This window comes from Daejeonella sp. (assembly GCF_044348475.1).
Classification (GTDB): Bacteria; Bacteroidota; Bacteroidia; order Sphingobacteriales; family Sphingobacteriaceae; genus Daejeonella.
In genome coordinates, this window is the sequence record NZ_JBIKSU010000017.1 from 1 (window position 1) to 23,257 (window position 23,257).

Annotated in this window: 17 protein-coding genes; all 17 read left to right on the forward strand. The window is 38.8% G+C overall.

Annotated elements, in window-relative coordinates; genetic code table 11:
* Positions 1 to 191, forward strand: a 191-nt coding sequence (locus ACIQZ6_RS05995; protein ID WP_395809168.1) for a gluconate 2-dehydrogenase subunit 3 family protein, incomplete at its 5' end; no start/stop codon positions are given.
* Positions 192 to 239: 48 nt separating this feature from the next.
* Positions 240 to 1,169: an alpha/beta hydrolase family protein gene (locus ACIQZ6_RS06000; protein WP_395809170.1), complete on the forward strand. Its 930-nt coding sequence runs from the start codon at positions 240 to 242 to the stop codon at positions 1,167 to 1,169.
* Positions 1,170 to 1,686: 517 nt separating this feature from the next.
* The gene (locus ACIQZ6_RS06005; RefSeq protein WP_395809236.1) at positions 1,687 to 3,195 is read left to right on the forward strand and encodes an amidohydrolase family protein; all 1,509 of its coding nucleotides are present in this window, start codon (positions 1,687 to 1,689) and stop codon (positions 3,193 to 3,195) included.
* A gap of 126 nt (positions 3,196 to 3,321) precedes the next feature.
* On the forward strand, positions 3,322 to 4,374 hold the full coding sequence (locus tag ACIQZ6_RS06010) for an SGNH/GDSL hydrolase family protein (RefSeq protein WP_395809172.1): 1,053 nt from the start codon (positions 3,322 to 3,324) through the stop codon (positions 4,372 to 4,374).
* Positions 4,375 to 4,516: 142 nt separating this feature from the next.
* Positions 4,517 to 7,582, forward strand: a complete 3,066-nt coding sequence (locus ACIQZ6_RS06015) for a PVC-type heme-binding CxxCH protein (RefSeq protein WP_395809174.1) — start codon at positions 4,517 to 4,519, stop codon at positions 7,580 to 7,582.
* A 40-nt stretch (positions 7,583 to 7,622) separates the two neighbouring features.
* A complete protein-coding gene (locus ACIQZ6_RS06020; RefSeq protein ID WP_395809176.1) occupies positions 7,623 to 9,065 on the forward strand; it encodes a neutral/alkaline non-lysosomal ceramidase N-terminal domain-containing protein in 1,443 nt (480 codons plus the stop codon).
* Positions 9,066 to 9,305: 240 nt separating this feature from the next.
* The gene (locus tag ACIQZ6_RS06025; protein ID WP_395809178.1) at positions 9,306 to 11,090 is read left to right on the forward strand and encodes a neutral/alkaline non-lysosomal ceramidase N-terminal domain-containing protein; all 1,785 of its coding nucleotides are present in this window, start codon (positions 9,306 to 9,308) and stop codon (positions 11,088 to 11,090) included.
* Between the two features lie 26 nt (positions 11,091 to 11,116).
* Positions 11,117 to 11,971 carry a sugar phosphate isomerase/epimerase family protein gene (locus ACIQZ6_RS06030; RefSeq protein WP_395809180.1) on the forward strand — a complete coding sequence of 285 codons (855 nt, stop codon included), beginning with the start codon at positions 11,117 to 11,119 and terminating at the stop codon, positions 11,969 to 11,971.
* Positions 11,972 to 12,017: 46 nt separating this feature from the next.
* Positions 12,018 to 12,863 (forward strand): polysaccharide deacetylase family protein, encoded by an 846-nt coding sequence (locus tag ACIQZ6_RS06035; protein ID WP_395809182.1) that lies wholly within the window; start codon positions 12,018 to 12,020, stop codon positions 12,861 to 12,863.
* 325 nt (positions 12,864 to 13,188) lie between these two features.
* Positions 13,189 to 14,472, forward strand: a complete 1,284-nt coding sequence (locus ACIQZ6_RS06040) for an MFS transporter (RefSeq protein ID WP_395809183.1) — start codon at positions 13,189 to 13,191, stop codon at positions 14,470 to 14,472.
* Positions 14,473 to 14,499: 27 nt separating this feature from the next.
* Positions 14,500 to 15,999: a M81 family metallopeptidase gene (locus ACIQZ6_RS06045; protein ID WP_395809185.1), complete on the forward strand. Its 1,500-nt coding sequence runs from the start codon at positions 14,500 to 14,502 to the stop codon at positions 15,997 to 15,999.
* A gap of 4 nt (positions 16,000 to 16,003) precedes the next feature.
* Positions 16,004 to 17,140: a mandelate racemase/muconate lactonizing enzyme family protein gene (locus ACIQZ6_RS06050; RefSeq protein WP_395809187.1), complete on the forward strand. Its 1,137-nt coding sequence runs from the start codon at positions 16,004 to 16,006 to the stop codon at positions 17,138 to 17,140.
* Positions 17,141 to 17,256: 116 nt separating this feature from the next.
* A complete protein-coding gene (locus tag ACIQZ6_RS06055) occupies positions 17,257 to 18,030 on the forward strand; it encodes a 3-hydroxybutyrate dehydrogenase (RefSeq protein ID WP_395809189.1) in 774 nt (257 codons plus the stop codon).
* Between the two features lie 19 nt (positions 18,031 to 18,049).
* Positions 18,050 to 19,444, forward strand: coding sequence for a GntP family permease (locus ACIQZ6_RS06060; protein WP_395809191.1), 1,395 nt, complete (start codon positions 18,050 to 18,052; stop codon positions 19,442 to 19,444).
* Positions 19,445 to 19,639: 195 nt separating this feature from the next.
* The gene (locus ACIQZ6_RS06065; protein ID WP_395809193.1) at positions 19,640 to 21,352 is read left to right on the forward strand and encodes an IlvD/Edd family dehydratase; all 1,713 of its coding nucleotides are present in this window, start codon (positions 19,640 to 19,642) and stop codon (positions 21,350 to 21,352) included.
* Positions 21,353 to 21,367: 15 nt separating this feature from the next.
* Positions 21,368 to 22,135 carry an SDR family NAD(P)-dependent oxidoreductase gene (locus ACIQZ6_RS06070; protein WP_395809195.1) on the forward strand — a complete coding sequence of 256 codons (768 nt, stop codon included), beginning with the start codon at positions 21,368 to 21,370 and terminating at the stop codon, positions 22,133 to 22,135.
* Positions 22,136 to 22,175: 40 nt separating this feature from the next.
* A complete protein-coding gene (locus ACIQZ6_RS06075) occupies positions 22,176 to 23,048 on the forward strand; it encodes an SMP-30/gluconolactonase/LRE family protein (RefSeq protein ID WP_395809197.1) in 873 nt (290 codons plus the stop codon).
* Positions 23,049 to 23,257: the final 209 nt, after the last annotated feature.

Below are 23,257 nucleotides of genomic sequence, written 5' to 3' on the forward strand. Positions count from 1 at the left end.
CATCTTTAGATGCTGAACAAAAAGCTTACATGTCAAAGAAAAAAGCAGAAGATCCTAATCATTATTTCCGTATGATGAAAGAATTAACCCTTCTAGGCTTTTTTACCTCAGAAATTGGTGCTACCAAAGTTTTAAAATATACACCGGTACCGGGCCGATATAATGGATGTGTTCCGCAAAAGGCCTGGTAAACAACATTGATGAATATGTTTTTACAGATTTATGTTTTAATGTGCAAAATGACAATTTTCACCATCATTATTTTTATGAGTGACGTTTGTAATGCACAAGAAACTGAGCAAAAAAACAAATTTGTTTCGCATAAAGATATTCACTTTACTGTAAGGATTAATTTGAAATTTCCGGATAACAATTCCAATATTTTGGAAACGGTTGATTATGATAGCACCTACTATGATCAGGCTATTTTAAAACTTCCAAATAATTATTCGGAAAATGGAACACCTATAAGATTGGTTTATATGGCACATGGCGCAGGTGGTGGAGTTACTGACAGTTCTTGGTTTCTAAATAAATTTTCATTAAAAGATAGTCTGCTAGAGAACGGCTATGCTTATTTTGATGTAAATGGAGGCCCATCTGTTGAAAATATGGGAGGGAGTTGGTCAGTGCAGTCAGCTTACAAAGCGTATGAATATATCAGGCAGCATTACAATGTGTATGATAAGATATTCGTATGTGGATTTTCTATGGGCGGCAGTTCTTCCACCAATTTTGTCTACAAACATAGTAATGTAGTATTGGCACATGCAATGTATAGCCCGGTACTTGATTTATATGGCCAAGCATGGAAAAATCCTTGGTACAAAACTACAAGGCAATCAATTGCTACTACATACAATTTTATAGACAAAACAGGAAAAACCTGGGAGGCTGATAAACTTGTTGGTTGGAATCCATTATTTATCAATAATTATAAGACTTTAAGAAATACTTTTAAAGTTTATCCTGTTCCGGTAAAAATATGGCATGGACTATATGATTCGGTTGTTAAGTTTAAAGGATCAAAAAAATTTCATGAATATATACAAAATACCGGCGGCTATAGTGAATTGCGGGAAATAGACAGCAAAGACCACGGATTGAGTGGGGGGAATGCATTTATGAATAGAGAACTGCTACTTTTTTTCAAAAGATTTGACAAATAACTTAAATTTTATGTGCGTTTAGGTAGTAATTACCCCCAATGGCAGATATATTTAGTTTCTTAGGTGTTGTTTCAAGAAATTTTAACCAGAAATACTTTAAATATAGACACAATGGTTTATTCGTTAACAGAAAGGGTAGTCGATATTGAGCAAAACATTTGTTTTCAAATAGTTGAAATTGTTATCTAAACTACTATAAATCCAAATTGGCATGAAAAATAAAGACTATATCCCAGAACGAGCCATGAACCTCAAAGCAGATCGACGCGAATTTCTCCGGCAAACTGGTCTGCTCGGATTAGGTATGGCGGCCTGGGGTAGCCCGGCAAACGGAAGTTCATCAGTAGATCGTAATCTTGAGCCAGCGTTTCCAAAACAAGCGGCTCCTAGCCAATATGCTCAGCAAATAATTAAACCAGTTGAGCATTGGAACGTATTTGATGCAACGTGTGTAATTGGACGCCACCTCAAATTGCAAGAGAATGGTCTATATTCTGCAGAAGATCTTCTTGCAGAAATGGACCACTATGGCATTGCCGAAGCATTAGTACTTGATAGTTTAAGTAGAGAAAATCATCCAGAAGACGGCAATGCACGCATTCTGGAGGTAACAGACAAGCGCCTGCACCGTGCCTGGGCAGCACTTCCAACAGGAGTCCAAGGTAGGCCAACTCAATCACAACAAACACTTGTTGCCGAAATGCGCCGCCATCACGTCAGTGCCTTATTTTTGCTTCCGAATCAATATTTTTTCAAGCTTTCGGATTGGTGTATAGATGAACTAATCGAGCCAATGGCTGCAGAAGGTGTGCCAGTATTTATCAATCCTATCGAAGTGAGTGGTCGTAGTGGTGGGCAATCAGATGCCACTGATTGGGATGCCATTGTAGCGCTTTGCCGACGCTGGCCGAAACTATCTGTTGTTGTTAGCGAATCTCGTATCCGAAGATCTCAGCGCCAGGTTTACAAAGCACTGGATGCCTGCCCCAATCTACACATCGAACTGAGCGCATACTGGCTGCATCGTGGGATAGAGTACATCACAGAACGGTGGGGTGCAGAACGTTTGATTTTCGGTTCAGGCTGGCCCACATACGGACAGCACATGACCTTGGCTACTCTGACTACTGCTGAAATTAGTGAGACCGATAAACGCTTGATTGCGGGGGATAATCTTCGTCATTTACTTAAGTGGTGCAAGCTAGAGCACCCAGCTGTTACATTGTCTCAGCCTGAAGATGAATTTGTCAAATTTGGAAGAACCGGCCTTCGTCCTAATGAAATGACGTTTTACGATGCTCATGGACATCTTGGAGAACATAATGCCCATTACCATGTTCCTAATTCTACGGAGAATGGAATTATAGCAGACATGAACAGATTGGGGGTGGTAAAAACCTGTGTTATGAGTTTCGCAGGTGTTTACAGTGATGAAGTTTACGGCAATGATATTGTTGCTAGTGCTACAAAGCATAATCCGGAAAGATTTGTAGGGTTTACTATGCTCAACCCACTCCGGGGTCGGGATGAAATGGTTCGCGAGTTGGAACGTGGTGCTGCCATGGGTATGCGAGGTGTGAAGTTGATAGCTACCTACCAGGGCTATCCCCGGGAAGGAGCACTCATTGATGTGGCATGTGAATGGGCAAACCAGCATAAGCAAATTATTATTAACCACGATTGGGGAACGGCTGAGCAAATGAAACGCTTACTAACAAAGTATCCGAATGCATGCTTCATTACAGCCCATACAACAACTGCTTATGCTGACATCATGAAGCAACATGCCAATTTATTTGTTTGTTCAGTTCCCTTACTAGTACCCAGAGCCTGTGAGGAAGTTGTGCAAGCCATAGGCGCCGACCGACTATTGTTTGGTACAGATTTAATGGACTTACCAATTGCCTGGAATCTTGGGCCAATCATCTTTGCCCGAATTAGTCCGGACGAGAAGCGTTTGATTCTAGGGGGCAATTTGCAACGGATCCTTAAGAGCTATAGCTTACCACAAGTATCTTCCAAATGACAATTTCTTATTGTTACTGGAACAAAATATACTAAACTGCCTATAAAATCATTGTCAATGCATAAAAAATAAAACAAGTGAGAATAAGATATATATAGGATGATACAAAAAATATTGGAACAGGAAATGAGAGGCATCCCTCAAAAATTTTATCAGGCAGGAGTAAAAGTATCTTTTGGTTCAATTAAAGTTGAAGGAGAAGAAATAAATTCAAACCATCACATAGCTACTCCTCTGCCTTATATTTATTCTAGTAATGCTGGGAATAATATGCCTAGTATATTCCATTTGTTTAATACAAATCGATGCGCTTTATTTTTGAAATTTGTCCATTTATTTAACTTATTGATTTTTATTCAGCCTTTATTTGCACAAAATATTTCCGAAAGTAAATCAACTTTTACTAATTCTTATGGGATTGTTTCGGAAACGAAGATGATTAAAGATAAAATTTCTGAAATGTATACTATTGAAAGCTATGAATCGATTGATGATTGTTTTCAAAAAGTAGAAAGGAAGATTAAAAATGATATTGAAATTCCTGATTCACATGCAACCAGTAAGGGTTGTATTATAGGAAATTCTACTATAGCTCCATATTTAGGTCAAAATGGAATAGACTTTTATTTGTTATCCATCCGTGATATTCAAAATGGAAACTCATGCGTAAACTTGGCAGTTCCAGGCCACACAATTAATCAGCAATTGTTATTATGGGAAAGTGATAAAAACAAGAAACTATATGATTGGATAATAATTGAAATTGGGCTGAATGATTTGGATCCCAAAGAGACAGCAAACATAGCATTGGAGCGCTATCAAAATATGGTCAACACGATTGCTTCACAAAAGAAAAGTTCTGCCCAAATTATATTGTCAGCGATGACACCTGCTCGTCAAAGATTGATAAATCTTTATGGCTCAAAAGATGGGATGATAAGTTATCAAAAATGGTTAGATATGAACTCTGCCATAATGGGCAATGGCGATAAAAGGATTACAGGATGCGATTATCGAATTGGAACACATTCAGAATTATTAAATGATGGGAACGGAAATTTATCATTAATATATGATATGGGAGATCAAGTGCATGAAAATAATTCTGGACGAAAGATAATTGCTGCAGTTTGGAAAACTATGCTTTATACGATTGGGTATTTAAGTGATTACGGTTAACTATAAATTGACCAAAAAAAATCTAACTACTTAAAAAGTATCTCGCGGGCCAAGACAAAATGTTCACTCCAATATGATGGGATGTTAATTAACAGATTAAAATATATTCAATAAATTCACATATAATCTATTTTAAAAAAAAATGATTTATTCTTTTAAACATAAAGTTAGAATTCTAAATGGATTAATAATTCTATTAATTGGCGTTATAGGATGTAATTCAAAGCCTGGAACCAATCAATTGACTTCAGCAGTAGAAGCAAAAGACGCCCTAGCTACTTTCAAAGTAGCTGATGGTTTCAAAATTGAAATGATTGCTTCAGAACCATTAATTACAGATCCAGTTGATATGGAGATTGATGAATTTGGTCGACTTTATGTTGTTGAAATGCATGGGTATCCTTTAGATACAAAAACTGGCAGTGGCAATATAATTTTACTATCCGATGAAGATGGAGATGGAAACATGGATAAAAGAACGGTATTTGCTGATGGACTAACTTTGCCAACAAGTGTAATGCGCTGGAAAAAGGGGATTATTGTAACCGATGCGCCACATGTTTTATACTTTGAAGACACGGATAATGATGGCAAGTCTAACTTGAGAGACACCTTACTTTCAGGTTTTGCTTTATCAAATCCGCAACATAATGTTAACACTCCTATTTATGGACTAGATAATTGGATTTACATAGCTCATGAGGGCTCTGTTACCACTCGTGAATATATAGAAGAATTTGGAGATGAAGGTTCAGAAATTACATTTCCTGGAGCTCCAAATAGTCCAAAATTACCCATCAATGCTAATGGACGCTCAATTAGATTTCATCCTGAACAGTTAAAACTGGAGATGAGTTCAAGTCGTACGCAATTTGGGCATACTTTTGATGAGTGGGGAAATCTTTTTGGCTGCAATAATTCCAATCAGGGCTACCATGAAGTAATTCCAAATCGATATTATGAACGAAATCCAGATTTGCTTTCTTCAGAATCTACTCAAAATATGTCGGATCATTTAAATGCGCCTGAGGTTTTTCCAACAACCAATCATCCTGATCGACAGATACTAACCAATGTAGGAGTTATGACTTCTGCGTGTGGAATTACGAGTTATTTAGGAGATTCTTTCCCAGATCCTTTTAATAAAAATGTAACATTCATTTCAGAACCGGTTAGCAATCTTGTTCACGTAGATATTTTAAAAGAAAATGGAGCAAGTTTTACTTCTAGTAGGATTCTCGAAAATGAAGAATTTCTTACTTCAACTGATGCATGGTCACGTCCTGTAAATACCTATGTTGGTCCTGATGGTTCAATTTATGTTTTAGACTATTACAGAAGAGTAATAGAATCACCAGAATGGATGTCTGAAGAGGCAATAAAAGCTGGGAATCTTTATGATGGTCATGATAAGGGACGTATTTATCGTATTTCACCTAAAGACGCAAAAAAAGCAGCATGGACTAAGGGCCTAAAACTTGGCAATGAAACCTCCGTAGGTTTGGTAAAGCAATTGGAAAATAAAAACTATTGGTGGAGAATAAATGCACAGCGGCTATTGGTAGACCGCGTTGATAAATCGGCTGTCGCTCCCTTAACTGAATTAGTAAAAAAATCAAAATCTCCATTAGGCCGTCTTCATGCATTATGGACATTAGAAGGTTTAGGAGAGCTTTCCTCCCAGCTAATACAAATTGCACTAAAAGATGAAATTGCAGGAGTACGCACAAACGCTATCAAACTTGCTGAATTACATTTATCAAAATCGCCAGAATTAGGTAAAGCTTTAATATCTCTACAAAATGATGCTGATGCCAAGGTAAGATTTCAATTATTATTAACACTTGGATTTTTAAACAGTACAGATGCTGCAACTGTTAGAAATAAACTTTTATTTAAAGATGTAAAAGATAAATGGGTTCAAATTGCTGCTTTATCAGCTCCCCCATCCCAAATAGCACCCTTATTGAAAGTTGTTTTAAGCAATTATCTTCCTGATGTTCCTGAATATGCTTCCTTGGTTCAAAAATTAACACGAATGGTTGGTACTAGTGGGAATAAAGTGGACATTGATAAACTCATCAAACAATCAACTTCATTAGTTACAAATAAACAGAATGCATGGCAAGGACCTATGCTAGATGGGCTTGCACTTGGCCTTGAATCCAGAAAGTCGAAATTGCCAGAGTCTATTTCTTCATTTGATGGAGATCAAAGTTTATTGGTAAGTACATTTTTTGACCATCCAACCATAGAAGTTAGGCAAGCTGCACTTGAAATGCTAAGGGTAATTGGTTTAAAAGATGAGTCACTCAAAAATAAATCAATTCAAAGAGTATTAAAAATTGCTACCAATCGTAGTTTATCAGATAAAAGCAGAACTGAATCTATAAATTTCATTGCTTTAACTGATCCAAGCCCACATTCAACGGTATTGAAACAGTTAATAGTTCCACAAGAGCAGCCAACTATACAATTAGCAGCATTAAAAATTTTAAACAAAATTCCAAATACTACAGTTAGTGAGTATGTTATCAAACAATGGCCAGTACTAACACCTGAAATAAGGGAGGCAGCAATTGCCACATTTCTAGGTAAAGATAAGCAGGATCGAATTGAGCTACTATTGACAGCTATTGAAACAAATAAAATTCAGACTAGTAGTGTAAGTTTTGGAAGAAGTGTTGGGCTTATGCAAAATACGGATGAAAATCTTCGCAATAGAGCCCGAAAGCTATTTACTAAAGATGATGAAGAAGGTAAAAAAGTAAATAAAGAGTATAAAAAAGCCTTGGAACTTCAAGGAGATGCTACAAATGGCAAAGCTGTCTTTCTTCAGAACTGCGCTATTTGCCATCAAGTAAGGGGGGAAATAGGTGTAGAATTCGGTCCTGACATGGGCACTATTCATAATTGGATACGCGAAGACATTATGGCTAACATTCTTGATCCAAATCTATCAATTTCGAGCGGTTATGATTTATGGGAAGTAGAATTGAAAAATGGCGAACTCGCTCAGGGTATCATATCAAGTGAAACTTCTACTGCATTGACTCTAAGAAATAATGGGAAACTTGATAAAACTATTAATCGCCAGGATATAAAGTCAATAAAAAGTCTCAATACATCAGCAATGCCATCTGGTTTTGAAAAGAAGATCAACAAGCAGGAAATGGCTGACCTTTTGGCTTTTTTACGCAAAAATTAAGATCAAAAAAAAGATTGTTAAACTATTAAAAACAAAAGACATGCAGATAAGTCAGAAATCAATAACCACTATTTTATTGACCCTACTGGTTGTTAATAGTATTTTTTATTCAGAAGGTGTAGTTGCACAATCAAACAATGCATCTAAAACGAAAATGGCAAAAGGCACTATGCTGGTTGGTGTTTCTACAATTGACATTACACCAGAAGGACCAATTCTATTAGCAGGTTATGGTGGCCGAAAGTCAGAATCTGAAGGTGTTCTTCAACCACTTAAAGCCAAAGCTCTTGCTTTTGGAAGTGATAGTGAAGGTCCATCTATCCTAATTACGGTAGACCTAATAGGTATACAATACTATATGACCAAAGAAGTTGCAAGGCGCCTTTCCGATAAAATAGGGGTTGATCCTTCACGCTTAGTTATTAGTGCTTCTCATACTCATACAGGTCCAGAAATCGGGAATTTGTTAAATCACTTCGCCCGACAATTACCTCCTGAAGAGATAGGAAGGATTAACAAATTTTTAGAAATTCTAACTGAAAAACTAGAAAAAGTAAGCATTGAGGCACTTAATGCACGTAAACCAGCTAAAGTAGCTTGGGGGCAAGGAAAAGTAGGATTCGCTATGAACCGCCGCAAGGTTGTAAACGGTAAATCAGTGGGAATGACACCCGTAAAAGAAGGTCCTGTTGACCACGATCTCCCACTTTTACGTATAACTGACCTCGATGGAAAACTTAGAGCAGTGATGGTTTCATATGCTTGTCATGGTACTACACTCGGTCCTGATATTAATAAAATTCACGGCGATTGGATTGGAGAAGCCCAAAAATTTATTGAGGCAAAAAATCCTGGTGCCATAGCCATGGTATCTCTAGGTTGCGGAGCCGATGCTAATCCTGAACCGCGGGTTACCAATCTCCAACTTGATTATGCTGCTCAACACGGCAGAGAAGTTGCTGACGAAGTGCAGAAACTTTTGGCATCTAACCTTAAACCACTAAGCTCTGCTCCTATGGGCCACTCTAAGGTAATCCAGCTTCCTTTTGAACATATTCCAACTGTTCAGGAATTTGTAGGACAAGCCAATGAAAAAGGAGCAAAAGCCTATTTTGCAAAACTTGCTCTTGATAAAATAGCCCGCGGAGAATCTATTCCAAAAAGTCTTAACTATCCTATTACTACATGGACATTTGGCAATGATTTGGCGATGGTTTTTCTAGCCGGTGAAGTGGTAGTAGATTACTCCCTGAGACTAAAAAAAGAATTAGCCCCAGGACGTTTATGGGTTAGTGCTTATTCAAATGATGTCCCATGTTATATTGCATCAAAAAGAGTCATCAAAGAGGGTGGCTATGAAGTTGAGTCTTCAATGTACTCTTACAATCAGCCAGGGCGTTTCCAAGAGAGCATTGAGGATCTGATTGTCACAACCGTTCATGATTTGTTACCATTAACCTTTAAGTTGAAAGCAAAAAAATGAAATACAAAAGAATATAAAGTTATGAAACAAGCTATGCTTCAGATAAAAAAGGAAACTCATGAGCTTCTCAAAAATTATTGCCAAGAACATGGTTATAAAATGGGGAGTTTAGTTGAAAACTTAATTAAGAAACACGTTGGTATAACTAAGCATAAAGCGGGTGTTAAAAGCTAATAAGATTAGCTATTTATACTAAATAATTCAGAAATTCTAATTTTTTTTTTACTAAAATAAATTTTCATGATTAGCAACAGATTCAATTTTATTGTCCCGATTTTAGTCCTGGTAGCTGTGCAATTAACTTATGCACAACAAAATACTGGAATAAATACAATTCAGTCAAAAGGATTCAAGGCCTCTGTAGTCAAAATAGATATAACACCTAATGAGCCGAAAATGTTATTGGGCTATGCTGCGAGGCAATCAACCGGGATCAATGACCGTATTTACCATCGGATCGTGGCAATGGATGATGGTGTAAAGCAATTTTTTTTGGTGTCAACAGATATTTGTGTCATGTCTCCTTCTGAATATGACCATGTTGCAGCTATTCTTCAGAAAGATCTGGGTATTGATCCCGAAAATTTTTGGTGGACATTAACGCACACTCACTCCGCTCCTGAGGTTGGAGTTCCAGGCTTGCCCGAAGTATTTATGGGAGATCGTTATAAGCATGATGTAGATACAGCATACACCTTGCTAGTGGAACGCTCCCTGATAAAAGGAATAACAGAAGCCAGAAATAAACTGGTCAAAGCTAAACTGGGTGTTGGCTGGGGTTTTTCGCAAGCAAATATTAACCGGCGGGCGATAGATGTAGATGGTAAGGCATCCCTTGGATTAAATCCGGAAGGCGCTGTTGACCGTAAAATTGGTTTAATACGTCTCGATAAAGAAGATGGAAGTCCGCTTGCACTGATTGCCAATTATGCAATCCATGGAACAGTGCTTGGCGCTGGTCAAACTGAGATCAGTGGAGATGCTCCCGGAATCGTATCTGAATATGTAGAACAAAAACTAGGTGTCCCACTTCTTTTTATCAATGGTGCAGCAGGTAATCTGGCTCCTATTTACAGTGTCTATCCAAATCCTAAAGCAGGACATCTGAGTCAGTTCAAAGTACTCTTAGGAGACAAGATTATATCAGCTAATAAAGAAATTGTATCCAGTCGGTCTGATATTAAGTTATTTACAGGATCTCTGATCATAGAAACCCCGAGGAAGCCCAAATTAAGCTGGCCTAAGGATTTGTCTAGATATACCCAGACCTTAGCTAATGGAGACCATATGGTGCTTCTACCTGCAAGGTTCCTGAAGATCAATGAAGATGTTGCAATATGGAGTTTGCCGGTTGAATTATTTTGTGAGATATCAAACGAGATTCGGGATCGCTCTCCTTTTCCCTTTACATTTTTCTTTGGTTATACGAATGGCTGGCTCGGATATCTGCCCACAGAAAAAGAATGGAAGCATGGAGGATATGAAATCGAAACCGTTTCACCCTATACACCTGTCGTAGAAAAACATTTAAAAGAAGCTGTCCTAGGATATCTGGAGGGAGAAATGAAGAGTACACCAGCATCCCAGCCACAATCTCTAAATAAACCAACAAAGATAAAACCAGAAACTAATGGCATGCTCAGATTGACAGCCAGAAATGGAAATGGAATTGGACCGAAAATTAAATATATGCCTGAATGGTGGGCTTTTGGATGGTTTACGAATTTAGACCGGGTTGAGTGGGATGTTGAGGTTGAGCTTGAAGGTGAATACAATGCCGAGCTGGTATGGTCAGTTTCTGATGAAACAGCCGGCAATGAGTTTCTACTCGAAGCTGGCAAACAAAAACTGATCGGAACTATTGACCGCAGCGGTTCCTGGGAAATTTTCAAATCAAAAAATATAGGAACAATCAAACTTAAACCGGGCAGGCAGAAAATTGTTTTCAAATCAAACAAGCCTTCTGTAGATGCAGGAATGTTAGACCTTCGGGAAATTAAACTAAGTCTGGTTCAAAGCAAATAAACACACATCTTCAAAATCAATATAAAATGATAACCATAAAAAATAATCTCTGGTATTTAGTATTTCTCTTTGTTTCATTAATAGGATGCGCTGAAAGCTCCAAAAAAACTCAAGACCAAAATACTGAATGGAATATAGGAGTAGCCTTATATTCTTTCAACCGCTTTTCATTTGCTGATGCTATAGATAAGGCAGACAGTGCAGGAGTAAATTATGTGGAAGGTTTTGCTTTCCATAATCTAGGTGAGGAATTCAATGACAAAACTATGGCTACAATCAAGCCTGAAGACATCATCAAAATGAAGAAAATGCTTAGTGGCAAAAATCTTAAAATGCAATCCATGTATGTTAGTGGCGCTAAAAACGAAGCTGATTGGAAGTATTATTTTGAGCTGGCTAAGGAAATGAATATGCAACACCTGGTATGTGAGCCTGAAAAGGAATCATGGGATATGCTCGACAGCCTTGCAGGTTTATACAAAATAAAAATTGCCATACACGAACATGCAAAAGGTAAAAGCTTATACTGGCATCCAGATTCAGTACTTGCAGCAATGAAAAACCATCCCAATTTTGGCGTATGTGCTGATTTGGGACATTGGGAAAGAAGCGGTTTGAATCCTGCAGAATGTCTAAAAAAACTGGAGGGAAATATTCTTGGAGTCCATCTTAAAGACATTCATCAATCTGATAACCCGGAAGCAAATGATGTAATTATTGGAAAAGGTGTAATTAATTTCCCTGCTGTTATAGATGAATTAAAACGTCAGCGTTTTAAGGGTGTGATTCAAGTTGAATGTGAGCATAAAATGGAAAATAACCTAGCTGAAGTGATCGCAGGAAAGAAATATTTCGAAGGGTTATATAATAAAGTCAATTAGATTATTAAAAATCAAAACTATTAAAAGAAATCAATCTAAACCGAACATGAAATCATTCCCCGAACTCTTAAAAAGAAATGCATTTTATCAAAGAAATAATTCATTTCTAATCATATTATTTATTCTTTTCCCTTGTAAAATACTGTTGGCGCAACCAAGCGAATCAACATTCGCCTGGCCTAAAGGGAAACAAATTGCTTTAAGTTTAAGTTTTGATGATGGACGCTTGAGTCAGGTTGATGCAGGAACACCATTTTTAGACCAATATGGAGTAAAGGCTACCTTCTATGTTGGGCCTAACGCTGTAAAGGAGCGCCTTGACGCTTGGAAAAAAGCAGTAGCGAATGGACATGAGATAGGGAATCATTCTCTAAATCATCCTTGTACAGGTAATTTCCCTTGGTCAAGGCAAAAGGCTCTTGAGGATTATACCATAGATGAAATGCGGAAAGAATTAATATCTGCAAATAAAGGAATAAAGGAATTGTTAGGTATAGAAGCCAAGGTTTTTGCTTATCCATGCGGACAAACTTTCATTGGCAGAGCACAAAGTACCAAGAGCTATGTTCCTGTAGTGTCAGAATTATTTTTAACAGGAAGGGGTTGGCTTGATGAGGGACCAAATGACCCAACATTTTGCGATTTTGCTCAACTGACAGGAATGGAGATGGATGGAAAAGATTTTAACCAAATTTTAACACTTATAAACAACGCAAAAAAGAAAGGATCTTGGTTGGTGCTGGCAGGGCATGAAATTGGTGAAACTGGAGGCCAAACTACAAGCATAACAATGCTACGAAAGTTAATAGAGTATTCAAAAGATCCTACAAATGGTATTTGGATTGCTCCGGTAGGAACAATTGCAAACTATATTCAGGAGCAAAAAAAGTAACTGATTTTGAGACAATTTAAGTATTAAAATTACAGCGATAAAATTGGTAATTCAAATCTTGATGACATCGTAAATGCAACTTTAGACGCTATAAAAAAGGATGTAGAGTAAAATCCATAGGCAATAGGAAGTAAACTGCTCTTTGGCAACAAAAAAGGCTTTTTAAAAAATGAAATTACCTTAAGAATTAAAATAAAATTCAGCCCAATGATTAGTTTTTTTTGTAAAAAAGAGTACAATCGCGATAAACTGAATTTATTAGTTACAGAGTATAATTTTTATTTCCTACGAATCCGTTTGGCACTTTCATACCGGAAAACTAATTGTGAGATTTTTACCAGCCGGTCAAATTAGTACTAATGAATCTCCACAGATGACCAAAGACTCAGCAGCCTCTACGCGACAGGCATATCTACTTATTGCATTTATGTGGGTAGCGTATTTTCTCAACTATTCCGACCGGCAAGCAATTTTTTCCATGTTTCCCTCGTTGAAAATGGACCTTGAGATGTCAGACAAGCAGCTGGGTTTAACAGGTGCTATATTCTTGTGGGTATATGCATTTGGTTGTCCAATCGCCGGACAGTTTGCCGATCGTTTTTCTAAACGAAAACTTGTGTTACTCAGCTTAATTATATGGAGCATGGTTACCATCGCTACGGGTTTGGCGGGATCTGCCGTAATGATATTGAGCCTTCGTGCTTTGATGGGAATTTCGGAATCAATGTTTATGCCAACAGCAATTGCCCTTACTGCAAATGCCCATCCTCCATCACTTCGCTCCAGAGCTATCGCCACACTAACTACAGCTCAAATAGTTGGTACAATAGCGGGCAGTTGGTTTGGAGGCTGGATGGCTGATCGGGGTGAATGGCGTAATGCCTTTTTTGTTTTAGGTGCCGTTGGATTACTCTATGCACTACCCTATTACTTATTCCTTCGTAAAGTAAATGAGAACAGCACTTCGGAATCTAATATTATCAGTAAAAGAATTGCTTTTCCGGTACTAATTAAAGTGAGAACATTTTTACTTCTATGTACTGTGTTTCCAATCTTCGTCTTTGGATTATGGCTTCTTTATGGATGGCTTCCAACCTTTCTGCATGACAAGTTCTCACTAAACCAATCAGATGCCGCCTTAAATGCAACAATTTTTGTACAAGGTACAACACTAATTGGCCTGCTTGGAGGAGGTTTGATTGCTGATTCCTTGTATCATTATACCAAAGCATCCCGTCTATGGTTGATGACAACTAGTTTAATCCTCTGTGCACCATGCCTACATGCACTCGGCAATAGCGACACCTTAAATTCAACTCGCATCGCAGCAGCAGGGTTTGGACTGTTCAGTGGCCTTATGATTGGTAACATCTTTCCTGCAGCTTTTGAAGTAGTACCAGCAGATACGCGTGCTTCTGCTGTTGGTTTCTTAAACTTCTTCGGTGCAATTATGTCTGGCTTCGCTATACTATTTGGAGGTATTTGGAAACAATCTCTCGGTATAGACCATCTGCTTTCTTTAACTGCAATTGGGTATGTATTAGCTGGAATTGCACTGATTGTGGCTATCAAAAACCTATTTCCAAATGATTATAAAAATGCAAACTAAACAAACCAAAAATTTCTATAATCCATAATGATAAAAATCCTAATCGCTGAATGTAAACAGGAAGTTTCAACCTTCAATCCTCATCTAAGTGGCTACAATGATTTTGGAGTTCGTTATGGTGACGAATTGGTAAACTATCATCGCACCGTCAGAAATGAGATAGGTGGAGCACTGAGTATATTTGACGCTGAAGCGGAGGTTGAATTAGTACCTACATATAGCGCATTTTTCATCACATCTGGTGGAACTTTAGCTAAGGAGGCATGGGAAAAAATTGCAAAAGACTTTCTCGACGGCATTCAAAATGCCCCCCCTGTTGATGGAGTTTACTTTTGCATGCATGGAGCCATGGCAACTGAAAAAGAAACAGATCCTGAAGGTTGGTTGCTGAAAGAAACACGCAAAATCCTTGGAAAAAAAATTCCTATTGTTGTATCGCTTGATCTGCATGGAATACTTACTGATCAAATGATTGAACATAGTAATGCCATTGTTGCCTATCATACCTACCCTCATGTCGATTTTTTCGAAACTGGCCAGCGTGCCGCCCGCCTGTTACTACGAATCGTTTTAGATGAGGTTAAGCCGATCACAGCTAAGGTGGCTATCCCTGCACTAGTTCGTGGCGATGAACTCATCACCACAACCGGATTATTTGGTCAGAGCATGCGCATTGCACAGGACATTGAAAACAGCCCTCGAGGACTTTCATCAGGTATTTTCATTGGCAATCCATTTACCGATGTGCCTGCACTACAGACATACAGTTTCGTTGTAACCGACAATGATCCTGAGATGGCTGAACGCGAAGCCATCCGCATCGCAGAAAGTTTCTGGACAAACCATGAGAAAATGCAGGTGGCATTGGTTAATCTCGACGAAATGGCCATGATCGCCAAAACACATTCGCAAGGCACCGTCGCACTAATTGATGCAGCAGATGCCACTAGCTCTGGTGCATCTGGCGACAGCAATGCTATTCTACGCAAACTCATTGAAACTGGATATACCGGTAAAACTTTGGTACCCATTGTCGATGAACCAACCGTAAATAAAGCTTTTGCAGCAGGAATTGGTGCAACTATTCACACAACTATTGGAGGCTCACTTGATCCGCAGCGATTTAACCCAATTCAAATTAATGCAAAAGTATTATTACTCGCCGATCATCGTTTCCGCAGCGAATCATTTGGAGAAGAATGGTATTCCGGGCCTACAGCTGTTTTAGAAGTTAATAATTTCATAATTGTGGTCAGTAGCAGGGCAGTAAACCTTTACGACCGATCCTTTTTCTTTGCACATGGTCAGAATCCAAAACAGTTTGATGCAGTGGTTATCAAATCACCGCACTGCCAGCATCAAATGTATGCCGCATGGTGCGTAGAAATGGTAAATGTTGATGCACCGGGATCAAGCAGTGCCAACCTGCAATCTCTTGGTCATTTACACTGTCCTCGTCCAATTTTTCCATTAGATCTTAACATACAATTTATACCCAAAGCAATAATTTATAATTACCATAATTAGAACTATGAAAATTCGAGAAATCCGATGCGCAGGCCTGCGTGGAGCCACACCTGAAGGGGGCTGGAGTAACGAAATAAAACCCGAAGACTGTGTTCAGACACTTATTGCAGTACATACTGATGAAGGGGCAGTTGGACTCGGCAGTGTATTCACTAATGATGCCCTAGTACGTGCTTCACTGTCAGTACTTGAGCCATTATATCTTGGCGAAAATGCACTCGAGCCAGAGCGATTGAGTGAGAAATTACATCAAAATATGTTTTGGTTAGGTCGCGGCGGCTCAATCACACATACCATCAGTGGCATTGACATAGCATTATGGGATCTGCTTGGCAAGGCAACAAACCAGCCTGTAGGACGCTTGCTCGGTGGCCGTTATCGAGAGCGAGTTCAACCCTATGCATCATTGCTAATGGATAAACCCGAGAAGATGAAGGATAATCTACTCGCAATAAAATCAAAGGGGTTTCGTGCTTTTAAAATTGGTTGGGGGCCATTCGGAAGACACAATGCAGCAACTGATGAAGCCATCGTAAAAGCAGCTCGCGAGGCGATAGGACCAGCCTCTCGTTTAATGGTCGATGCTGGCGGAAGTGATGCATTTTGGCCGAATGGATACAAATGGGCTCTTAACACAGCGAAAATGCTCGCCGACTATGACGTACATTGGTTCGAAGAAGCGCTAAATCCAGATGCATTAGAAGATTATGTAAAACTTCGTGAACACTCACCAGTTGCTATATCCGGAGGTGAAGTACTTACACGTCGTCAATCATTTCAGCCCTGGATTAATGCTCATGCGTTCGACATCGTTCAACCGGATGTTACTAAAGTTGGCGGTATCAGCGAAGAACGACGAATCGCATATATGGCACAAGATAAAGGCATCCGTTTCATACCTCATGGATGGAACACTGCAGTAGGCCTAGCAGCAGACTTACATCTGGCATCTGCCTTCCCGGACACTGATCTAGTAGAGTACCTAATAGGCTCACCATTTATTGACGATATCAAGGTTGGTGGATGGAAGCTGGATGCTGATGGAATGCTTGCTATTCCTTCAACGCCCGGTCTTGGCATAGAACTCGACCCTGATATAGTAAAAAAATATACTGGTGGGGTGAACCTACTTAACCCTTAGTTAATAAGATAAAAAAAAATGATTTTTTATTCAATAAAAATTCAATAAAATAACACTAAAAAATCAGTTATGACCTTGCTAATAAGCTATAAATATATATTGAACAATAGATCTTTATGAAAAAAAGAGTAGCACTGATTACAGGGAGTACTAGCGGTATAGGTTTAGGTATAGCAAAAGCATTTGCAAAAAAAGGTTACAAGATTGTATTTAACGGTCTGGAAAAAGAAGGACCTGAAATTGCTGCTGAAGTAGCTAAAAAATATAACATAGAATATTTCTTCTCTAATGCAAATATGCTTAATCCAGAAGATTTGCGCAACCTTATTCAACAAGTTATTTCACATTTCGGAAGTATTGATGTACTTATAAATAACGCTGGTATTCAACACGTTTCTCCTATTGACAGTTTCCCGGAAGATAAATGGAATGAAATTATAAATATAAACTTGAATGCTGTATTCCATCTAACAAAAGCAGTATGGCCACACATGAAAACTAATCGATTTGGGAGGATCATTAATATTGCATCAGTACACGGCTTATTTGCTTCTGAATATAAAAGTGCATATGTAGCAGCCAAGCATGGTGTAATTGGTTTTACCAAAACTATTGCTCTAGAAGGAGCAAATTCGAATATATCCTGCAATGCGATTTGTCCAGGATATGTAAAAACGCCATTGGTAAAAATGCAGATATCAGACCAGGCAAAATCACATAAATTATCTGAAAAGGATGTTATCAACTTGATACTTTTGCAAAAACAGGCGGTAAAGGAATTTGTACCAATCGAGATAATTGCTGAAATGGCACTTTTTCTGGCTTCGGATAATGCTGCAACAATTACTGGCGTGGCATTACCCATTGATGGAGGATGGTCGGCTCAATAAATTTAAATGAAATTACATTATGGATATTATTTTCGTCATATTACCATTATTGTTATTAATGTATGCAGCATACAAGGGTTTTAGTGTTATCCTTTTTGCACCATTAACAGCATTGCTGGCTGTATTTTTAATAAATCCAGCCTGGGTTCCTGCTTTTTTCTCAGGCATTTTTATGGAGAAAATGGCAGGGTTTGTAAAGCTATATTTTCCAGTATTTTTATTGGGTGCTATTTTCGGAAAAGTGATTGAACTATCTGGTTTTGCAAAATCCATTGCCCATTTAGTTATCAAGGTTATTGGTGAAAGCAAGTCTATGCTTGCTATCGTATTAGTTGGAGCCTTATTAACTTATGGAGGGGTATCGCTTTTTGTAGTCGCTTTTGCATTGTACCCATTTGCATCTGAGCTTTTTAAGAAAACTAATATTCCAAAGCGTCTCATTCCTGGCACTATTGCTTTAGGTGCCTTTACGTTCACAATGGATGCATTGCCAGGTTCTCCACAGATCCAAAATATTATCCCAACAACATTTTTTAATACTAATACATGGGCAGCTCCCTGGCTTGGTTTAATCGGGGGAATTTTTGTGCTATCAGCAGGAATGATTTATCTGGAATGGCGTAGAAAAAGTGCAAAATTAGCAGGTGAAGGTTATGGAGATGGACACATCAATGAACCAGAAGAAATATCCAGTGATAAGCTACCAAATGCTTTAACTGCAGTGCTTCCATTAATCCTTGTGGGTGTTTGCAATAGAGTATTCACAGAAGTAATAATCAGAAATTACGGTAAAAGTTTTGATTTTTCAGCAATTGGAATCACTGGAGTATCGCCGATAGAAATACCCAAACTTGCCGCGATCTGGGCTGTAGAAGCTGCCTTATTGATTGGTGTACTTGCAGTTATAGTCCTTGCATACAGTAAAATCAAGGTAAATTTTAATGCACGTATTAATCTATCTATTGGAGGAGCCTTGCTCGCTACTCTAAATACTGCGTCTGAATATGGTTTTGGTGGTGTAATCGCAGCCTTGCCAGGGTTTAGATCTTTGAATGAAGGCTTGGCTTCTGCAATCCATGATCCGCTTGTTAATGAAGCAGTTACGATAACTACTTTAGCAGGAGTAACAGGATCTGCCTCAGGTGGAATGAGTATTGCTCTTGCTTCGATGAGCGAAACATATATTGCTGCAGCCTCTAACTTAGGTATCCCAATGGAAGTACTTCATCGGGTAGCTTCAATGGCAAGTGGCGGAATGGATACACTACCGCATAATGGTGCCGTAATCACATTACTCGCTATAACGGGGCTTAGCCATAGGCAGTCATACATAGATATTTTTTCAATGACAATCATTAAAACCCTTGCTGTTTTTTTAATTATAGCGGTGTATTATTTAACCGGGCTTGTCTAATTTTTACTAAAGCATAAATAAGGTTCAAAATCATGCTTTAACATTGTGTGATTAAGGATTTTTTAACAACTTTAAACACTGGGTTCTGATTATAGATTTTATTTAAATATAATGTTCGGAAAGCGGGCTATTCATTCAAATTGTTGCTATTGCGATTTCTTCAATCGACCGTAGATAGGGTAAAAAAGATATAACATGAAAAATAAATTACGCAGCCAACAGTGGTTTGGTAAAAAAGGCAAAGATGGCATTATTTACCGTGCATGGATGAAAAATCAGGGTATCCCTGCTGATGAATTTGAGGGTAAGCCAGTAATTGGCATTTGCAATACTTGGTCAGAATTAACTCCCTGCAATGCACATTTCCGTGAGCTGGCTGAATCAGTAAGACGGGGTATTCTGGAAGCCGGTGGTTTTCCGGTTGAATTTCCTGTTATGTCGTTAGGTGAAACCCTAATCAAACCTACTGCGATGTTATTCAGAAACCTGGTCAGCATGGACGTAGAAGAGTCGATTAGAGCAAATCCAATAGATGGAGTGGTATTAATGTGCGGTTGTGATAAAACTACTCCTGCGCTGGTTATGGGGGCTTGTAGTGTAGATATTCCCTCTATTGTTGTATCTGGCGGACCAATGCTTACCGGTAAATATCAGGGCAATGACATCGGAACAAGTGACGTTTGGCGATTTTCAACTGATCTGAGGGCAGGCTTAATGACTCAAGATGAATTGAATGAAGCCGAGGCCGGTTTATGCCGTAGTCAAGGGCATTGCGCTGTAATGGGCACTGCATCTTCTATGGCTTGTATGGTAGAATCGCTCGGACTCACCCTACCTGGGAATGCTGCAATTCCTGCCGCTGATTCAAACCGTAAGGTTCTGGCACAGCTATCAGGGCGAAGAATTGTAGACATGGTAAAAGAAGACCTTAAACCTTCAGATATTCTGACCAAAAAAGCATTTGAAAATGCGATCAAAGTAAATGCAGCAATCGGGGGATCCACCAATTTTGTGATCCACCTAACCGCCATTGCAGGAAGGATTGGAGTGCCACTCGAACTGCAAGAGTTCGACCCACTATCTGCTCCTATCCCACTTCTGGCAAATCTGCAGCCATCTGGGAAATTTTTCATGGAAGATCTATACTATGCCGGCGGACTACCAGCCCTTTTAAAGGAACTGGATACTTTCCTACACAAAGATTGTATTACCGTCAATGGCAAAAAAATATCCGAAAATTACAAAAATGCACGTTGCTTTAACCAGGATGTTATTGCAAGCCTTAATAAGCCATTTAACACTGCAACTGCCTTAGCAGTACTTCAGGGCAATATTTGCGAGAATGGCGCAGTTATAAAACCATCGGCTGCTAGCCCGCATTTATTTAAACACACCGGGAAAGCCGTCGTATTTGAAAACATTGAAGACTTCAAAGCCCGAATCGATGACCCTAACCTGCCGGTAGATGAAACCAGCGTTCTGGTATTGAAGAATGTAGGTCCGAAAGGATATCCAGGAATGCCTGAAGTTGGAAATATGACCTTACCCTTAAAATTAATTGAAAAAGGGGTTAAAGATATGATTAGAATATCTGATGGCCGGATGAGCGGAACAGGGTTCGGAACAGTGGTTTTACACGTATCGCCCGAAGCAACTCTTGGAGGAAACTTTAGTGTTCTAGAAACAGGTGACATAATTACACTTGATTTAGAGGCCAGAAGCCTGAACGTTGATCTCAGCGATGCAGAGTTAAATGCAAGAAAAGAGAAATGGATTAAACCTAAAAACTTGGTTGACCGAGGATATACCGGGCTTTATATCAATAATGTTGAGCAGGCTCATTTGGGCGCCGATTTCCACTTCCTAAAGGGAGGATCTGGCAGCGAGGTAACAAGAGATTCTCATTAAATTGAACATTATATTATGTCGAATAAACCTTTTGAAAATAAAGTAGCTATTGTTACCGGTGCGGGCCAAGGAATAGGATATGAAATATGCAGACAGTTGGCACTACAGGGGGCTAAGGTTATTCTTAATGATCTTGACTCCAGTTTAGCCGAGAATGCCGCAAAAAATATCAGGAAAGAAAATGGCATTTGCATCGCATGGTCTGGAGATTCCAGCAATCTGGAATTTATACAGAGCATGGTTGATCTGGCGGTAAAAGAATACAAACAACTGGATATAGTTATCGCCAATGCAGGTATTACCTTATTCGGTGATTTTTTAACCTATAGCCCTGAATCATTCAATTCTGTTTTGCAGGTTAACCTGTCAGGAACTTTCTTTCTAGCACAAGCAGCATCGAAACAAATGATCAAACAGGGTTCAGGAGGTTCACTTTTATTCACGTCATCAGTAACAGGCCATCAGGCCCACAAGAATCTGGCTGCCTACGCCATGACCAAGGCGGCAATAGAAATGCTTGCAAGAAACCTGGTCATTGAACTTTCTTCCTATAAAATAAATGTAAATACCATTGCACCAGGTGCAACAATGACCGAGAGAACGCTTGACGACCCTGAATATGAAGCAACCTGGTCAAGGCTCTCTCCTACCGGCCGGCCATCTACAGCAAAAGATATTGCAGATTCAGCACTGTTCCTTGTATCTGATCAAGCAAAACAAATTACAGGGCAATGTCTTGTAATTGATGGAGGATGGTCATGTATTAGTCCTTCTCCGTATTGATCTTACCAGAATAGCTCCCCTATTATTACTTACTAATCAGATGAAAGCAACCGTATTATATCCATCACAATGCCAACTTGGAGAAGGCCCGATCTGGCATGCTGTAAAGAATTGCTGCTATTGGGTTGACATTGAAAGTGGTATGCTATTTGAATATCATTGGATTAATAAATCGACTAGATCATGGACCTTTGATTTTAAGGTAACAATGGTTGCAATAGGTCAAAACAATTCACTTATTTTAGGCTTAAACGGTGGTATCGGACGCTTTGATCCGGAGTCTGCAAAACTGGATTATATCCTTGATATTGAGACTGAAAACAAAGATATACGTTGCAATGATGCTGCATGCGACAGCAAGGGAAGATTATGGATAGGTTCCATGCATAAGGCATTTGAACAGGGAGCAGGTTCTTTATATGTAATTGACAAAGATCTAAAAATCAATACCGTATTAACTGATCTTACTATTTCAAACGGAATATGCTGGTCAGCCGATAATTCAAGACTTTACTTTATTGATAGTCCGACACGGGTAATTCAATCATTTAGTTTCAATGAAGAAACTGGAGAAATACAATTTGAAAAAAATGCGATCGAAATTCCTCCAGAACTAGGAATACCTGATGGTATGACCATTGATCAGGAAGGAATGCTATGGATTGCACACTGGGGTGGATACGGTATTTATAAATGGAACCCAAACAATGGTTCGCTATTGGATAAAATTGAAATACCAGCTCCTTACGTTACTTCCTGTACATTTGCGGGTATAAATTTGGACCATTTGGTTATTACCACAGCTAAAGGCGACCTGAATCAAGAAGATCTTGTACGATATCCAGAAAGCGGGAATACCTTTTGGCTTAAAGTAGATGCAAAAGGATTTGAATCCAATCCCTGTATATTTTAATTATACCAGTAGATTGTATCTGAATCAAAGCTATATAAACAGTTAATAATGATTATCCTTTTAAGGGACACCTACTTGTAAACCCAATTACAAAGCAAAACTCAGAACATAATTTCTATATTTGCGCCAATTGAGCGGAAAGCGGAAAGCGGAAAGCGGAAAGCTGAAAGCGGAAAGCGGAAAGCGGAAAGCTTAAAGCTTAAAGCGGA

What these genes read in the sequence shown, in the direction of transcription:
- ACIQZ6_RS06060 (WP_395809191.1), top strand. Translation starts at nt 18,050, where the DNA reads ATGGATATTATTTTCGTCATATTACCATTATTGTTATTAATGTATGCA.
- ACIQZ6_RS06030 (WP_395809180.1), top strand. Translation starts at nt 11,117, where the DNA reads ATGATAACCATAAAAAATAATCTCTGGTATTTAGTATTTCTCTTTGTT.
- ACIQZ6_RS06065 (WP_395809193.1), top strand. Translation starts at nt 19,640, where the DNA reads ATGAAAAATAAATTACGCAGCCAACAGTGGTTTGGTAAAAAAGGCAAA.
- ACIQZ6_RS06005 (WP_395809236.1), top strand. Translation starts at nt 1,687, where the DNA reads ATGGACCACTATGGCATTGCCGAAGCATTAGTACTTGATAGTTTAAGT.
- ACIQZ6_RS06035 (WP_395809182.1), top strand. Translation starts at nt 12,018, where the DNA reads ATGAAATCATTCCCCGAACTCTTAAAAAGAAATGCATTTTATCAAAGA.
- ACIQZ6_RS06020 (WP_395809176.1), top strand. Translation starts at nt 7,623, where the DNA reads ATGCAGATAAGTCAGAAATCAATAACCACTATTTTATTGACCCTACTG.
- ACIQZ6_RS06045 (WP_395809185.1), top strand. Translation starts at nt 14,500, where the DNA reads ATGATAAAAATCCTAATCGCTGAATGTAAACAGGAAGTTTCAACCTTC.
- ACIQZ6_RS06070 (WP_395809195.1), top strand. Translation starts at nt 21,368, where the DNA reads ATGTCGAATAAACCTTTTGAAAATAAAGTAGCTATTGTTACCGGTGCG.
- ACIQZ6_RS06055 (WP_395809189.1), top strand. Translation starts at nt 17,257, where the DNA reads ATGAAAAAAAGAGTAGCACTGATTACAGGGAGTACTAGCGGTATAGGT.
- ACIQZ6_RS06015 (WP_395809174.1), top strand. Translation starts at nt 4,517, where the DNA reads ATGATTTATTCTTTTAAACATAAAGTTAGAATTCTAAATGGATTAATA.
- ACIQZ6_RS06050 (WP_395809187.1), top strand. Translation starts at nt 16,004, where the DNA reads ATGAAAATTCGAGAAATCCGATGCGCAGGCCTGCGTGGAGCCACACCT.
- ACIQZ6_RS06000 (WP_395809170.1), top strand. Translation starts at nt 240, where the DNA reads ATGACAATTTTCACCATCATTATTTTTATGAGTGACGTTTGTAATGCA.
- ACIQZ6_RS06075 (WP_395809197.1), top strand. Translation starts at nt 22,176, where the DNA reads ATGAAAGCAACCGTATTATATCCATCACAATGCCAACTTGGAGAAGGC.
- ACIQZ6_RS06025 (WP_395809178.1), top strand. Translation starts at nt 9,306, where the DNA reads ATGATTAGCAACAGATTCAATTTTATTGTCCCGATTTTAGTCCTGGTA.
- ACIQZ6_RS06010 (WP_395809172.1), top strand. Translation starts at nt 3,322, where the DNA reads ATGAGAGGCATCCCTCAAAAATTTTATCAGGCAGGAGTAAAAGTATCT.